At 42.7% G+C, this 14,411-nt stretch carries 15 protein-coding genes and 1 riboswitch; of the genes, 10 read left to right on the top strand and 5 right to left on the bottom strand.

Annotated features, from left to right (window positions below):
- Positions 1–6: 6 nt before the first annotated feature.
- Positions 7–342 (bottom strand): antibiotic biosynthesis monooxygenase family protein, encoded by a 336-nt coding sequence (locus NAF01_RS02335; protein WP_250801642.1) that lies wholly within the window; start codon positions 340–342, stop codon positions 7–9.
- Positions 343–488: 146 nt separating this feature from the next.
- Here NAF01_RS02335 and NAF01_RS02330 point away from each other — a divergent pair, with 146 nt between their 5' ends.
- Entirely contained in the window at positions 489–1,703 is a 1,215-nt protein-coding gene (locus NAF01_RS02330) for an MFS transporter (RefSeq protein WP_197249271.1), read from the top strand.
- A gap of 178 nt (positions 1,704–1,881) precedes the next feature.
- Here the strand turns inward: NAF01_RS02330 and NAF01_RS02325 are convergent, their stop codons facing one another.
- Entirely contained in the window at positions 1,882–2,931 is a 1,050-nt protein-coding gene (locus NAF01_RS02325) for an NAD(P)/FAD-dependent oxidoreductase (protein ID WP_250801641.1), read from the bottom strand.
- A 215-nt stretch (positions 2,932–3,146) separates the two neighbouring features.
- Here NAF01_RS02325 and NAF01_RS02320 point away from each other — a divergent pair, with 215 nt between their 5' ends.
- From NAF01_RS02320 to NAF01_RS02285, 8 genes are all read left to right on the top strand, one after another.
- Positions 3,147–3,992: an ABC transporter ATP-binding protein gene (locus tag NAF01_RS02320; protein ID WP_226620212.1), complete on the top strand. Its 846-nt coding sequence runs from the start codon at positions 3,147–3,149 to the stop codon at positions 3,990–3,992.
- Entirely contained in the window at positions 3,943–4,869 is a 927-nt protein-coding gene (locus tag NAF01_RS02315) for an iron-hydroxamate ABC transporter substrate-binding protein (RefSeq protein ID WP_163144870.1), read from the top strand. The genes NAF01_RS02320 and NAF01_RS02315 overlap by 50 nt, the downstream gene beginning before the upstream one ends.
- Positions 4,870–4,967: 98 nt before the next feature.
- Positions 4,968–5,978 (top strand): FecCD family ABC transporter permease, encoded by a 1,011-nt coding sequence (locus NAF01_RS02310; RefSeq protein ID WP_226620211.1) that lies wholly within the window; start codon positions 4,968–4,970, stop codon positions 5,976–5,978.
- Positions 5,975–6,982 carry a FecCD family ABC transporter permease gene (locus NAF01_RS02305; protein WP_226620210.1) on the top strand — a complete coding sequence of 336 codons (1,008 nt, stop codon included), beginning with the start codon at positions 5,975–5,977 and terminating at the stop codon, positions 6,980–6,982. The genes NAF01_RS02310 and NAF01_RS02305 overlap by 4 nt, the downstream gene beginning before the upstream one ends.
- A 109-nt stretch (positions 6,983–7,091) precedes the next feature.
- Positions 7,092–7,913: a manganese catalase gene (locus tag NAF01_RS02300; RefSeq protein ID WP_250801640.1), complete on the top strand. Its 822-nt coding sequence runs from the start codon at positions 7,092–7,094 to the stop codon at positions 7,911–7,913.
- A gap of 257 nt (positions 7,914–8,170) precedes the next feature.
- Positions 8,171–8,878, top strand: a complete 708-nt coding sequence (locus NAF01_RS02295; protein ID WP_197249268.1) for a polysaccharide deacetylase family protein — start codon at positions 8,171–8,173, stop codon at positions 8,876–8,878.
- Entirely contained in the window at positions 8,875–9,462 is a 588-nt protein-coding gene (locus NAF01_RS02290) for a DedA family protein (protein ID WP_250801639.1), read from the top strand. Before NAF01_RS02295 ends, NAF01_RS02290 begins: the two co-directional genes overlap by 4 nt.
- Before the next feature lie 16 nt (positions 9,463–9,478).
- Positions 9,479–10,624, top strand: coding sequence for an MGDG synthase family glycosyltransferase (locus NAF01_RS02285; protein ID WP_197249267.1), 1,146 nt, complete (start codon positions 9,479–9,481; stop codon positions 10,622–10,624).
- A 57-nt stretch (positions 10,625–10,681) separates the two neighbouring features.
- Here the strand turns inward: NAF01_RS02285 and NAF01_RS02280 are convergent, their stop codons facing one another.
- Together NAF01_RS02280 and NAF01_RS02275 are read right to left on the bottom strand one after the other, a co-directional pair.
- Positions 10,682–11,518: a DUF6843 domain-containing protein gene (locus NAF01_RS02280; RefSeq protein ID WP_226620207.1), complete on the bottom strand. Its 837-nt coding sequence runs from the start codon at positions 11,516–11,518 to the stop codon at positions 10,682–10,684.
- 123 nt (positions 11,519–11,641) lie between these two features.
- Positions 11,642–12,475 (bottom strand): TIM barrel protein, encoded by an 834-nt coding sequence (locus tag NAF01_RS02275; RefSeq protein ID WP_250801638.1) that lies wholly within the window; start codon positions 12,473–12,475, stop codon positions 11,642–11,644.
- A 103-nt stretch (positions 12,476–12,578) separates the two neighbouring features.
- Here NAF01_RS02275 and NAF01_RS02270 point away from each other — a divergent pair, with 103 nt between their 5' ends.
- On the top strand, positions 12,579–13,286 hold the full coding sequence (locus NAF01_RS02270; RefSeq protein WP_250801637.1) for a DUF1287 domain-containing protein: 708 nt from the start codon (positions 12,579–12,581) through the stop codon (positions 13,284–13,286).
- A gap of 121 nt (positions 13,287–13,407) precedes the next feature.
- On the opposite strand, the gene tenA is transcribed toward NAF01_RS02270, so the two are convergent.
- Positions 13,408–14,097 (bottom strand): thiaminase II, encoded by a 690-nt coding sequence (gene tenA, locus NAF01_RS02265; RefSeq protein WP_197212551.1) that lies wholly within the window; start codon positions 14,095–14,097, stop codon positions 13,408–13,410.
- Positions 14,098–14,157: 60 nt separating this feature from the next.
- A riboswitch (TPP riboswitch) is annotated at positions 14,158–14,259 on the bottom strand.
- Positions 14,260–14,411: the final 152 nt, after the last annotated feature.

Below are 14,411 nucleotides of genomic sequence, written 5' to 3'. Positions count from 1 at the left end.
TCAGCTTTATTTGATTTCAGCAGGCTCTCTGTATTGTTTTTGCCCCAGCACATGATATACATCCTGACGGCTTTCGATAATAAATTCAGGCTTTGGCTTCCCTCGGTTCGCACGATGGCCAGCAAGATGTACATCGCTTGTTTCCCAAGCCTTCCATGCCTCTTCAGATTCCCAGCGGATCATAACAATGATTTCTTCCTCTCCGCTGCGCTGTTTTTTCTTTAATACATTTAAATCTAGAAAACCGGGCTGCTCTTCGATGATTCCTTCTCCGGCAAAGCGCTCCACCATTTTTCCCCCATGGCCCTCTTTAACCATAATTGTCTTTAATTGAATAAACATGCCTATTTCCTCCTCAGTTCTTTTTTGTTATTATAATTGATAACGATTTTCATTTTCAACTGTTTTAAAAAAAATAGATTCATTATTTTGTAAGTTTATAGTATCTTTAGATTAACGAAATTTTACTGAAATTGTGAGGCCGTTATATGTGGAAAAATAAAAATGTGTGGATTCTTTTAACTGGTGAATTTATAGCAGGGGTGGGCCTTTGGCTTGGCATTATAGGAAACCTCGAGTTTATGCAGGAAAGGGTTCCTTCTGATTTCCTGAAATCACTTATTCTTGCATCCGGTCTGCTGGCAGGAATTGCAGTCGGCCCCTTTGCCGGCAGAATTACAGACCAGCTGAATAAAAAAACTGTAATGCTCGGAGCAGGTTTTGTCAGGGCCATCAGTGTTATTTTTATGCTGATTGCTATTCAAACGGGATCTGTGTGGTGGATGGTTCTGTTCCTGGTTATGATTCAATTGTCAGCGGCCTTTTACTTTCCTGCACTGCAGGCAGCCATCCCTCTTGTAGTTGCCGAGAAAGATTTGCTGCAGCTGAATGGTGTGCACATGAATGTGTCCACCCTTTCGAGGATATTGGGTACAGCATTGGCTGGTGTTCTGTTAGTCATTCTGCCATTATCCATGCTTTATATCGGGTCGCTGGTCGCTTACCTGGCTCTGTTCGGATTAACCTGGTTTATGGACTTCGAGGAAAAAAGGGAGCAGCCAGGCCCTGGAAAAGAGTCTGCGAAAAACAGCGGAGGATTCAAGGAGGTTTTCCCAATTATTAAAGGCCTCCCCATTGTATTCATGACACTGATTTTAACGCTGGTCCCACTGCTGTTTCTTGGCGGTTTCAACCTGATGGTCATCAATATCAGCGAGCTTCAGGACAGTTCGTCCATTAAAGGGTTAATTTATACTGCCGAAGGAATCGGCTTCATGCTCGGCGCATTTATCGTCAAGCAAATCAGCCAAAAGCGTTCGCCTTATGCTATCTTATTTTTCTTCTCATTTGTCATTGGCGTCTCACAGCTCCTTCTGTACTTTGCGGATGTGCCCGTTCTATCCATTGCGGCCTTCTTTGTATTCGGATTTGCCGTTGGCTGTTTCTTTCCAACTGCAGCCACCATATTTCAAACAAGGGTGCCAAAGGAATTCCACGGAAGATTCTTCTCCTTCCGAAACATGCTCGATCGTGTTATTTTCCAAATTGTGCTCCTGCTGACAGGATTCCTGCTGGATGCCGTTGGACTTCAGATAATGGTCGTGATCTTTGGCATTCTATCCTTAGTCATGACAGCTGCTTTCTTTGTTAAATTCAAGCAAATTCGGACAGAAGTACAAATAAAAGAAGAGATCAGTACGTAAAAAACCGGCTCACATCATGTGGGCCGGTTTTTTACTGCTATTTTGCCTTAATTTCAGGCGTTTTTTTCGGTTTATGTGCGGATAGCCTAATTTTATGTGCGGATAAGGTTTTTTCTGTGCGCATAACCCGGTTTTATGTGCGGATAAAAAAATTTATGTGCGCTTAAGTTTTTTGACCCTAGCGAACCAGCTGCTTCACCAATTCCCGGTTCCGCTTTTTAAAAACATCATTATGTGATGAAACCATCGCTGCCCCGGCTGCATCAGGTTCAATGTACTGCTTCGCTTTATTTACTGCATTCGCAGCATCCTGGAAGGCTCCCGCAATTAAATGAAGCTTGCCGTCATGCTTAAGAATATCGCCGGCAGCATATAGCCCTTCAACTGACGTCTCGCTGTTTGCGTTGCCTGCAATATAGAAATCTTCGAGCATTTTAATATTCAGATTGCTATTTTTCAAGAGTTCCGTATCCTGCTCATATCCATGATTAATCACCACTTCATCGATGGCAAGATATGAAACCTCTCCCGTTTCATTATTGGTCAATTCCACCTGTTCAATTTCCTCGTGATTTACGCCGGCAATTAATTTGGTGATGGACGTATGGTTAATGCAGATCACCGAACTATTCATCAGCTGTGAAACCTGAGCTTCATGGCCAGTTAACGCATCCCGTCTGCAAGTGATGTATACCTGCCTGGCAACAGGCTCCAATTCATTTGCCCAGTCTACTGCGGAATTGCCTCCTCCTGACACAATAACCGTTTTATCCTTGAAATGCGCAAGAGACTTGACTGTGTAATTTAAATTGGAGACCTCAAAACGCTCTGCGCCTTCAATTTTCAGCTTTTGCGGCTTTAGAATACCGCTGCCAACGGCCACAATCACTGTTTTTGAAAAATGCTCTTCCCCTGAAGACCCTTTCAAAACAAAAAATCCTTCTTCATTCTTACTGATGGATTCCACCTTTTCATTTAGCACAACCGTCGGATTAAAGGTCAGCCCCTGCTCGACCAGCTGTTCAATCAGCTTTGCTCCCGGAGTAGGAGTCAACCCGCCGACATCCCAAATCATTTTCTCGGGATACACATGGGTCTTTCCGCCCAGCTGCGGCTGAAATTCAATCAGTTTCGTTTTCATTTCTCTTAAACCGCTGTAAAAAGTGGAGTAAAGTCCAGCCGGACCTCCTCCAATAACCGTTACATCATAGATCTCCATCTGCTTCATTCCCGTTCACTCCTATAACCAATTATTATTGATTATCATTCTCACTTCAACTATACGTCCTTTCTTCTTCTTTTACAATGAAATTTTTTTCTTAGATGTTTTCCTTTATATTCTATTGACAGAAAAAACAGATAGACTTATAGTAAAATAGAACCGACACTGATAATCATTATCACTTATTTAAAATTTATTCTTACATAAACGGAGGTTACATAATGGTCCGTCTATATACAGATGGCTTGAACATTGGGTATAGCGAACGACTAATTGTAAAAGATCTCAGCGTCCAGATTCCCGATAAGAAAATCACAACAATTATTGGACCAAACGGCTGTGGGAAATCAACCCTTTTAAAAGCCATTACCAGGATCATTTCCCATCAATCAGGCACTGTCATTTTAGATGGGGAAAACATTTCAAAGGAAAATACGAAAATCCTTGCCAGGAAGATGGCAATCCTGCCTCAAACACCTGAAAGTGCAAGCGGTTTAACAGTAGGCGAGCTCGTCTCATACGGACGCTTCCCTTATCAAAAGGGATTCGGAAGATTGACGAAAAAGGATTATGAAGTCATCGACTGGGCTCTTGAAGTGACAGGCACCAAAGAATTTAAATTCCGCCCTGTTGACTCTCTGTCAGGCGGCCAGCGCCAGAGAGTGTGGATCGCCATGGCACTTGCACAGGAAACCGATATCATTTTCCTTGATGAACCAACCACCTATTTAGATATGGCACATCAGCTCGAAGTTCTCGAACTTCTTCAAAAGCTGAACGAGGAACAGGAGCGCACCATTGTAATGGTCCTCCATGATTTAAACCAGGCAGCCCGTTTTGCCGACCATATCGTCGCTCTAAAAGATGGTGAGATTGTTAAATCAGGAAGCTATGAAGAAGTCATTACACAGGATGTTTTAAGAAAGGTGTTCAATATTGATGCAGTCATTGGACGCGATCCCCGCACAAACAAACCAATGTGTATAACTTATAATTTACTAAAAGGAGAAAATCAACATGAAGAAACTTTTGATCCCATTTACGATCTTGCTGCTTCTGCTAATTAGCGCCTGCGGCAATACAGAAGAAAAAGATACAAGCTCGTCTGAACCAAAGGAAGATGAAAAATCCGGTACGATCACTTATGAATCTGAAACTGGACCGGTTGAGGTTCCAGCTGATCCTAAGAGAGTTGTCCTCCTTTCAGGCTTCACAGGAAATGTTATGCAATTAGGCGTAAATATCGTTGGAGTGGATACATGGTCTAAAAATAATCCTCGTTTTGAAGAACAATTGAAGGATGCTGAAGAAGTATCTGAAGATAACCTTGAAAAAATAATTGAACTGGAACCAGACTTGATTATTGCCTTATCTACTGTTAAAAACTACGATAAACTTAAGGAAATTGCACCAACTGTAACGTATACATGGGGTAAATTAGATTACCTTTCTCAGCATGAGGAAATCGGCAAGCTGCTTAATAAAGAAGAAGAAGCAAAGAAATGGGTAGCTGACTTCAAACAGCGCGCTGAAGCAGCCGGGGAAGACATTCGTGCAAAAATTGGCGAAGATGCAACCGTTTCTGTATTTGAAATCTTCGACAAACAGCTTTATGTTTTTGGCGATAACTGGGCTCGCGGAACTGAAATCCTCTATCAGGCAATGGACTTAAAAATGCCTGAAAAGGTTAAGGAAATGGCCTTAAAAGATGGCTACTATGCCATTTCAGCTGAAGTGCTTCCCGAATATGCAGGAGATTATATTGTTATAAGCAAATACTCTGATGCAGATCATTCATTCCAGGAAACCGATACGTACAAAAATATTCCTGCTGTGAAAAATAATCGTGTCTTTGAAATGGAAGGCAATGGCGCTTCCTTCAGTGATCCAATCACACTTGATGCGCAGCTGGAGTTCTTTAAAGAATCATTTTTAGGCAACTAATACGGCAGGAGGGATTCTTAATTTTTAGGAATTCCTCTTTCCTATTTAAAAAGCAGTTCCCCAATGGCAAAATAAACCCGAAGAAAGATGGAAGTACAATGACTAAAGAAGCTCAACCCTTCATTCCATTTATATATAAACTTGCAGCAAGCTTCATCCTTTTTGCCGGCATGTTTGTAGCTGCCTGTGTGTTTGGGGCAGCCGATGTTACGGTCAGAGATGTTTGGCTTGCACTAACCTCCAATACTTCCGGAGAAAAAATCTCCATCATTCGTGAAATACGTCTGCCCCGAGAAATTGCGGCCATTTTTGTCGGAGCAGCACTTAGCATCTCTGGCGCCATCATGCAGGGAATGACAAGAAACCCTCTTGCTGATCCAGGCCTGCTCGGATTGACGGCCGGAGCAAATGCTGCACTTGCCATAACGCTTGTTCTTATCCCTTCAGCAGACTACATTGGAATTCTGGTCGCCTGTTTCATCGGTGCGGCTATCGGTGCAGGGATGGTTTTCGGCATTGGCGCCATGAAAAAAGGAGGCTTTTCTCCGATTCGAATCGTTTTGGCCGGAGCCGCGGTTTCTGCCTTCCTTTTTGCAATAGCTGAAGGGACTGGCATCTATTTTAAGATTTCAAAAGACGTCAGCCTGTGGACAGCAGGCGGGCTCGTCGGCACATCCTGGACCCAGCTGCAAATAATTGTCCCGGTTATCTCAGCAGGCATACTTCTATCCCTTTTTCTTTCCAAGCAGCTTACGATACTAAGCTTAAATGAAGAAGTGGCTGTAGGCTTGGGACAAAATACAACTCAGATTAAAGTCATCCTGTTTATCTTAGTCACCCTGCTTGCAGGGGCAGCTGTTGCACTGGTCGGCAATATGGCATTTATCGGATTGATGGTGCCTCATATCGTCCGTGCTTTAGTCGGAACAGATTATCGTTTTATTCTTCCCATGTCAGCTCTCACAGGAGCGTCATTTATGCTTCTTGCCGATACACTCGGGAGAACTATCAATGCTCCTTACGAAACTCCTGTTGCGGCCATTATTGCCGTAATGGGGCTGCCTTTCTTCCTGTTCATTGTTCATAAAGGGGGTAAGGCGTTCTCATGATTCAGCCGGAATTAGTTAAAAAACAGCGAATTTTAATGGCAGTTTTATCCGTACTTATTATTGTTACCATTGTTATAGGAATGGGATTAGGCTATGCCTCCCTTTCATATGACCGGTTAATCCCGACTTTCCTGGGACAGGGAACTTTTAAAGAGGAGTTTGTGTTATTTTCCATACGGCTGCCGAGGGTATTTATCACAGTGTTAGCCGGCATGGCACTGGCATTATCGGGTGCGATTTTACAGGGAATTACACGCAATGACCTGGCGGACCCAGGCATCATCGGCATAAATTCAGGTGCAGGGGTTGCGATCGCCGTTTTCTTTCTGTTCGTCCCTATTGAAGCAGGCACTTTCATCTACATGCTGCCGTTATGCGCATTTTTCGGCGCTTTGCTTACCGCCATCCTCATCTATGCCTTTTCCTATAAAAGAGACGAGGGGCTTCAGCCAGTGAAAATGGTTCTTGTCGGAGTCGGGTTTTCCATGGCGCTATCAGGTGTAATGATTGTCCTGATTTCCTCAGCTGAAAGAGAGAAAGTTGATTTCATAGCAAAATGGCTATCAGGGAATATCTGGGGAACGGATTGGCCTTTCATCTGGGCACTACTCCCCTGGCTGCTAGTGCTTATTCCATTCACTTTATATAAGGCAAATCGTTTGAATCTATTAAGCTTAAGTGAGCCTGTCGCCATCGGCATAGGGGTATCCATTGAAAAAGAACGGATCATCCTTCTGCTTACAGCCGTTGCATTGGCAGCTTCTGCTGTTTCTGTAACCGGCGGGATTGCCTTTATCGGCTTAATTGCTCCGCACATGGCTAAAGCGCTTGTCGGACCTCGTAATCAGCTTTTCATTCCGATCGCTATTCTTTTAGGAGGCTGGCTTCTATTATTTGCCGACACGCTCGGCCGGAACCTGGCAGATCCGGACGGCCTGCCAGCCGGAATTATGGTTGCGATTATCGGAGCTCCATATTTTATGTATCTATTATTAAAGAAATGACGTGCCAGCAGGCACGTCATTTCTTATTATTTAGTTTTTTTTCTGGAATTCCTGGGCAAATATATATAGTCTCATAATTTAACAGTTTAATAGAATTGGAGGAATTTAGATGTTTTTTCATGTAAAGGAATTGCAATTTGAAGCGAAGCCGGAACGTCCGGATCCCGTTTTTGCGAAAAAGCTTCAGGAACTGATTGGCGGGCAATATGGTGAAATGACCGTTGCCATGCAATACATGTTTCAGGGCTGGGCCACTCGCGGAAATGAAAAATATCGTGATCTTCTCCTCGATATTGGAACTGAGGAAATTGGACATGTGGAAATGCTCGCGACAATGGTTGCCAGACTGATGGACGATGCCCCAATTAATCAGCAGGAAGAAGCAGCGAAGGATCCAGTCGTTGGCGCAATCATGGGAGGAATGAATCCCCAGCATGCCATTGTCTCCGGACTTGGTGCCCGTCCGACTGACAGTGTAGGGAACCCTTGGATGGGTACTTATATTACAGCCAGCGGAAACTTATTAGCAGATTTCCGTTCAAACTTAAATGCAGAGTCGCAGGGCCGGGTGCAGGCTGCACGCCTCTATGAAATGACAGATGATAAGGGCATTAAAGATCTGCTTTCCGTCCTGATTGCCAGAGACGCCTACCACCAAAACCAATGGGCTGCAGCAATAGCTGAGCTTGAGGAAAAAGAAGGCCTTCTTGTCCCGAGCACCTTCCCGCGGGAAAATGAACGCACAGATATCTCTTACACACTCTACAACCTGTCAGCAGGCGAAGAAAGCAGTACTGGCAGATGGGCACAGGGCCCTGCACTTGATGGCCAGGGAGAATACAAATATGGAAGCAATCCGAAGCCGGAAGGAGACAAGCCAATGCTTAAGCCTGCACCTCCAAATCTTCATAACACATTGCCAATGGATTAAAATACGTTCAAAACAGGCTGATGCATTCAGCCTGTTTTATTCTTTCAATCAAACGTTTGATTGAATTGTACCGGTTATCCTCTTTAATATTCATCATCTCCATTGACTTCCTTCAATTTTTTTATATGATAAAACCATCTCACCTTAAATCATGAATGGAATAATTTCCTTACATTCACACTGAACATTAAGGTTATCCTCACTATTAAAAGGGAATGAAAATAAGTGATTCACCCGCTGGAAAGGATCTTGTTTGCATGATTTATTTTATTACCGCCGCACTGATTATATTTATTAGTTACGCAGTTCTGCCCACTGTGCTCATACGATCTCTGAATTGGGGAATTGTAAAAGGTATAACGGAACCAAATTCCATTGCTTTAACCTTTGATGATGGCCCTGATCCCCAGTATACTGCGAGACTTCTGGATGTCTTAAAAAAGCATGAAGCAAAGGCAGCCTTTTTTGTTGTCGGAGAAAAAGCAGCCCAGCACCCATTGCTGCTTAAAAGAATGCAGGAGGAAGGGCATACAATTGGCATCCATCATTACCGGCATATCTCAAGCTGGATCCTTTCACCGGGATCATTAAAAAAACAGCTGGAGCAAACAAAACAAATTATTGAAGAAACAATTAATGAAGACGTCTATTTCTACCGTCCGCCATGGGGCCACTTCAATTTATTCACACTTTGGATCGCAAGGAATTATAAGATTATTATGTGGTCGGGGATTTTCAAAGATTGGAAGATCAAGCATATAAGGAACACGCTTTCCGAGTCGCTGGCAAAAGAAACCGTGCCTGGCCGTATTTTTCTTCTCCACGACAGCGGTGAAACTCTTGGCGCCGACTCCAGTGCACCTGAACATATGATTAGCCATCTGGACGAGTATTTGCAGCAGGCAGCACTAAAAGGAATACGGTTTATTTCTTTAAAAGAAGAATATCAGGGGCATCGGACATGAGTACTGAAACAATTATAGAATTTATTTCGTCATACGGGTATTGGATCATCTTTTTATTTTTATTTTTCGGGATTGTTGGCATTCCCGCTCCGGAAGAATCGCTACTATTCCTGATTGGCGTGCTAATTGGAAATCACAGATTAAGCTTTGCCGAATCTGCTGTGTGCGCTGAAGCAGGTGTGCTGCTCGGAATGCTTTCAGCCTATTGGATCGGTAAAAAAGCAGGTACTTCCTTTCTTAGAAAATATGGAAGATATATTGGCATCACGGAAAAAAGATGGAATACCGCACAGAAAAAATACATGGAAAACCACCGTTTTATGATATTTGCCGGTTTCTATATGCCGGGAATACGTCAGATTAACCCTTACCTTGCCGGCATTTCACAAGTTCCTTTTCATCAGTATCTTCTATATTCTGCGGCAGGCTCCTTAAGCTGGGTGCTCCCTATAATTGCTGCGGGATACTTTGCAGGAAGCTTTTTTGATATTAATCCTGAATACGTGCCATACCTCGGGGTTTTATTATTAGCTGTATTCGTAATCTACATGCTCTTTAAGTATGCCAAAAACAAACTCAAGTGACAGAAAGGAGGTTATTATGAAAGTTCTCCTGCTCCCATTATTTCAATTCCCCACGGGACACTCAAAAGTTGCAAAAACACTTCAGGACCATATTATAAGCCAATATCCTGATGCGGAAATCAAAATAATCGATTTTCTTTCCTATTGCAGTGATAAGCTCGAAAAGCTGGTCTCAGGCATATATTTAAAAGGATTCCTGGGGGCCCCTTTCCTTTACAGGGCCTTATATTACACCATTATGTATAAACAGCATCCCTTTAAATTGCAGCCTGATTTACAGGTTCTATCCTATTATTTTGAAAGAAAAATGCAGAAGTTCCTTGATGAAGAAAATCCTGATTTAATATTTTGCACTCATTCTTTTCCATCCGGGATCATCAGTTCACTAAAGCAAAAGGGACGATACCGGGACATTACTGCGGTGAATGTTTACACGGATTTTTTTATAAATGATATATGGGGAAAACGGGGAATTGACTTTCATTTCGTTCCTCATAATGAGGCAAAGGAAAAGCTTATTAAAAAACACCATATTCCGGATGATCATATTTTTGTTACGGGCATTCCGGTTCATTCTGCCTATCACCTCCCGGTTCCATTTAAGAAAGATGACCGGATACGCCATATCCTGGTTGCAGGAGGAAACAGCGGCTTGGTAAACTGTAACTTTATCGAATCTATACAAAAGGTTCGGCATATTCGGTTTCTGATCCTTTGCGGAAATAATGAGGAATTGTATAGCTCACTCAAAGCACTTGATTCAAAGCAAATCGAGCCCATTGGATATATTGATAACCCAAATGAAATGAACCAGCTGTATAATAAAGCGGATGCTATTTTGACCAAACCAGGCGGAGTTACAATTAGTGAAGCACTGCAAAAGAAACTTCCGATTCTGGTCCATACCTCACTTCCGGGACAAGAGGAAATCAATTTGGACTATTTGCTTGAAAAAAATTTGGTGACTGTCATTTACGACAGGCAAATTACTGAACAGCTTAAAAACGAAGAAGCTATACTTAGTCTAAGAAAACACATTGATTCTTATCTGGAAAAAATCACTTGCCCATTGGACTATGCCATCTTCATTTCAATTAAAAGCACTGGCAGAAGAACGCCGGACACTGTTCATTCCTTGAGAGCCGTTCCAACTATCAAGTAAACCTTCAGTTCATTAAAATATATAAACAGCCTGGAATCTCCAGGCTGTCTTACATTTTCAATCAAACGTTTGATTGATCAATCCTTCTTCATAAAGAATATCCTCAATACCTGGGCCATTGCCCTGATCAGCTATGTCTTCCTCACAGCCAATTGAAAAATAGGTATACGAATAGTCATATCCATCTCCCTGTACACCGCCTGCTCCGCCATGTGAAATACAGCTGTCCGGTATAGGTTCACGCTTTCCCTTGTCATCCACATAATAGTACAAGTCTTCAATATACCCTTCGCTCTGGGGTAAAGAGGTAATGGCATATCCCCTGTCATTCACCCGAAATACATCATACTCCCCTTCTGTCTCAGGCGCAGGAGCATTCTCTATTTCATGAACAATCCTCACCTGACCAGCATACCCTTTTGGAATCAAATAAAGGTCATGTGTTTTTTCTTCCAGATCTGCCTGCTGCAGCATCCAAAAGAACCCTGCCGGCAGCAGGCAAGCGATGAGAAAACCGGCTGTATTTAAGGTAATTCTCCTCCCTCCTGGCATCTCACGGTCCCACTTTCGCCACTCGTCAACTAAAAAGAAAAGAACCGCTGCAATTACTGCATAATAAGCAAACCCTTCCATAATAAAATAAGTCACAGCAGCTAAAAAGGTATGAAAAAATGCAGATGCCGGGAATCGCCATACTGCCAAATTTCTGGTTAGAAACTCAGAAAGCAATGAAACCGGAATGCCGTATATAACATTTCCGAATAAACAGTACAAAAAAACCACGATCAGGAAAAAAGAAAACAGTTCCCCTTCTGAAAAGAAAAAGAGAAGCCAAAATCCAAAGGTAAAAAGAATGGAAGCCTGCAGGGCCGTTTTTATTTTTGATCCCAGCATTGAAATAAACTCCCTCCCCTTATATTGTGATTATTTTCACATATATACTAGCATACAAACAAGGCAATTTCCCATACTCCCTATATAAATTTGCGCAGAAGGAATGTGGGGAGGCCTGCTCCCCTACCTGACAGACCCGGCCTCAATGACTTCTCTTGCCCATTGAATTCCTTCTTCTGCCATTTTTTCCGAAGGGTTCGTGTGTGGTGTATATTCCATGACAAAAAACACATCCTCACATTCCTTTGCCAGAAAATCCATCAGTTTCTTTATTTTATGATGACGGCCATCATTCTCATGAGATGGATGCACAGGGACCCAGATATATTTATCGTCCTGGTATTCAACATTATGTAAATGAACAACTCTCACAAACTCAGCCCATTTTCCTATATAATTTATGGCCTTGTCGTCCGTGGCTAATATATAATCCCCGATATCAATACAGAGGCTGAGGCCATATTTCTTCCATGTCTCTACTGGAAAACTGTCAAGATAATCGATTCCTGCCGGCGATTGCCTGAATCCTAATTTTGGTTCACACACGATCATAATCTCATATTTTTTCTGAAGAGCACTGAGTTTCTTGAGTCCCTCCTCAATAATCTCTGCCGGATTCCCACTTGCTTCCTTTTTAAAATAAGGAAAGTGCACCAATATGTATTCAGCACCAAGCCGGGACATCCTTTCCACTTCCGCCTCAAACTGGATCCAGGCTTCCTCTGGATTCATACTGACCTTTTCCAGAAGATCGTATTTGCTTTGTCCCCGGAAAAGAGGCGAATGAAGACCAAAGCTTTTGTTTGTTTTGCCCATCAATTTAATAAAGCATTGAAAGGATTCCTCATCTTGAAATTCCCCTATCTCAATATGCGGCAAATGACGTTTAAAAAGTTTATGAAACAGCTTGCTGTCTGACAAAATGACGCTTCCTGATACCCCTATTTTATGAACCATTATATCCCCTCTCTTATGAATGGTTATAACAATCTTATCATACCTTCATGTAACTTATTGGGAAATAATACCGTCTATTCAGTAAAATAGGTGAGGTGTACTTATGGTTAAAAAGGTATTTACTTCAATAATTGGAGTACTGTTATTTTTCATTCTTTTTTTTCGGGGTGGAATCATTCTGGATTCCATCGGCATTCATTTCGGAAATCCTTTTGCAAAGAAACTGGAGATGCCCTCTGATTACTCACAGGCCGATTCAAATCAAAACGGCATTGCTGATCCGCTTGATATGGTCCAGACAGCCAGAAAAGAAGTGGAACAGCGCACGCCATATAAAAGTGCCTACTATGCGGGAGGCTATCCGCCCGATGGCGAGGGTGTCTGTACAGACGTGATTTGGAGAGGTTTCCAGGGGGCTGATGTAACCATAAAGGATCTTATTGATCAGGATATCGCCGAAAATACGGACTTGTATTCAAGAGTCCATGGCAAGCCTGATCCGAACATTGATTTCAGAAGGGTACCAAACCAGAATATCTTTTTTAGCCGGTTCGCAAAGTCATTAACAACAGAACTGATTCCAGGAGATGTTAAGAACCTTCAGCAATGGCAGCCGGGTGATATTGTGGTTTTCCTTTCTCCTAAATTCGACCATGTGGCTTTCATATCTGACAAACGGACTAAAGATGGCATTCCATACGTAATACATAACTCCACCCCATTTGCAGCAGAAGTAAAACTATCTTCTTTTAAGACTCCCATTACCGCTCACTACAGATGGGATTTTGAAAAAACGCCTGCACTGCCATAAAGCAGATGCAGGCGTTTTTCTTATTAAATAAGAAAGTATAAAATTTTGAACTTCGATAACTCTCTAGCGCAAGCAGCCTGCACATCGAGGTGTCGAGGGTGAGCGAGTCGCTTACGCTTTTCTATCTGACTGCTGCCGGATTGCCCGCCGGCCACTCTTCGCAGGTATAAGCCATCTCCCAGAAACCAAGCTCCAGCTGGCAGCTTTTTCGGAAAGCATCCTTCATTCGCTGCCTTTCTTCCGGTGATGCCGCTTCAGCAAGTTCATCCAAACGGTTTCTCATATTCATGGTCACAGCTTCGACTCTAAGGTTTGCATAAAAAGAAATCCACGGATAAAACGGATGGTTCTCATCTGGCTCATATTGCTTCATGAGCTCAAGCCCAATTTCCCAATAAGTCCATGGGCAAGGCAATAATGCAGCGAGTATTTCACCCATGCCGCCTGTATGGGCATGATACATCATATGCTTTACATAATGATCGGCTGTCGGCGGAAGCGGATATCCCTGCAATGCTTCGTAATCCACCCCAATCTGCTGGCAAAAATTATGGTGGGGGTGTACTTCGCTGTTCAATACAAATTCTATTTGCTGGTTAAAGTATGCAATATCCTTACGTTCAGCTGACTTTGAAATCGCAATTCCGTAAATATGCATGAACGCATTCAAATACTCAAAGTCCGCTTTAATGTAATGAGCAAGCGCCTCTTTCGGCACATCCCCTCTCCCGATCCCCTGAACAAATGGATGTTCAAATATCAGCTGAAACAAATCTTCATTTTCCTTGCGCAGAATTTCTGAAAAAGTCATAAAAAATAGCCTCCTTAATTAAATACAGAAGCTGCCGGGGAAAAAGCATGAGGATATATAATGAGGTCCTCACTGCTTCCCTGCGCTGGCATTATCCAGATCAGGTTCCAAGGGACCAAGGAAAAGCTCCTTATCTCAGCCGTAGCGCCCCTAGCAGTTTTCTAACATTTTTAATTGTTTTTTTATCGATTGTCTAACTTGACGTTTTTCGCTCATACATTTTGGATCTCGCCCATAACTCTTGAAAATCGCTCATAAAGTCAGATTGCTATGCTGCTCTCCCTTACTCTGCTAACCAATCTTACTTCTCCAGC

Source organism: Cytobacillus firmus (assembly GCF_023657595.1).
GTDB lineage: Bacteria > Bacillota > Bacilli > Bacillales > Cytobacillaceae > Cytobacillus > Cytobacillus firmus_B.
This window is presented reverse-complemented; position numbering and strand designations above follow the sequence as displayed.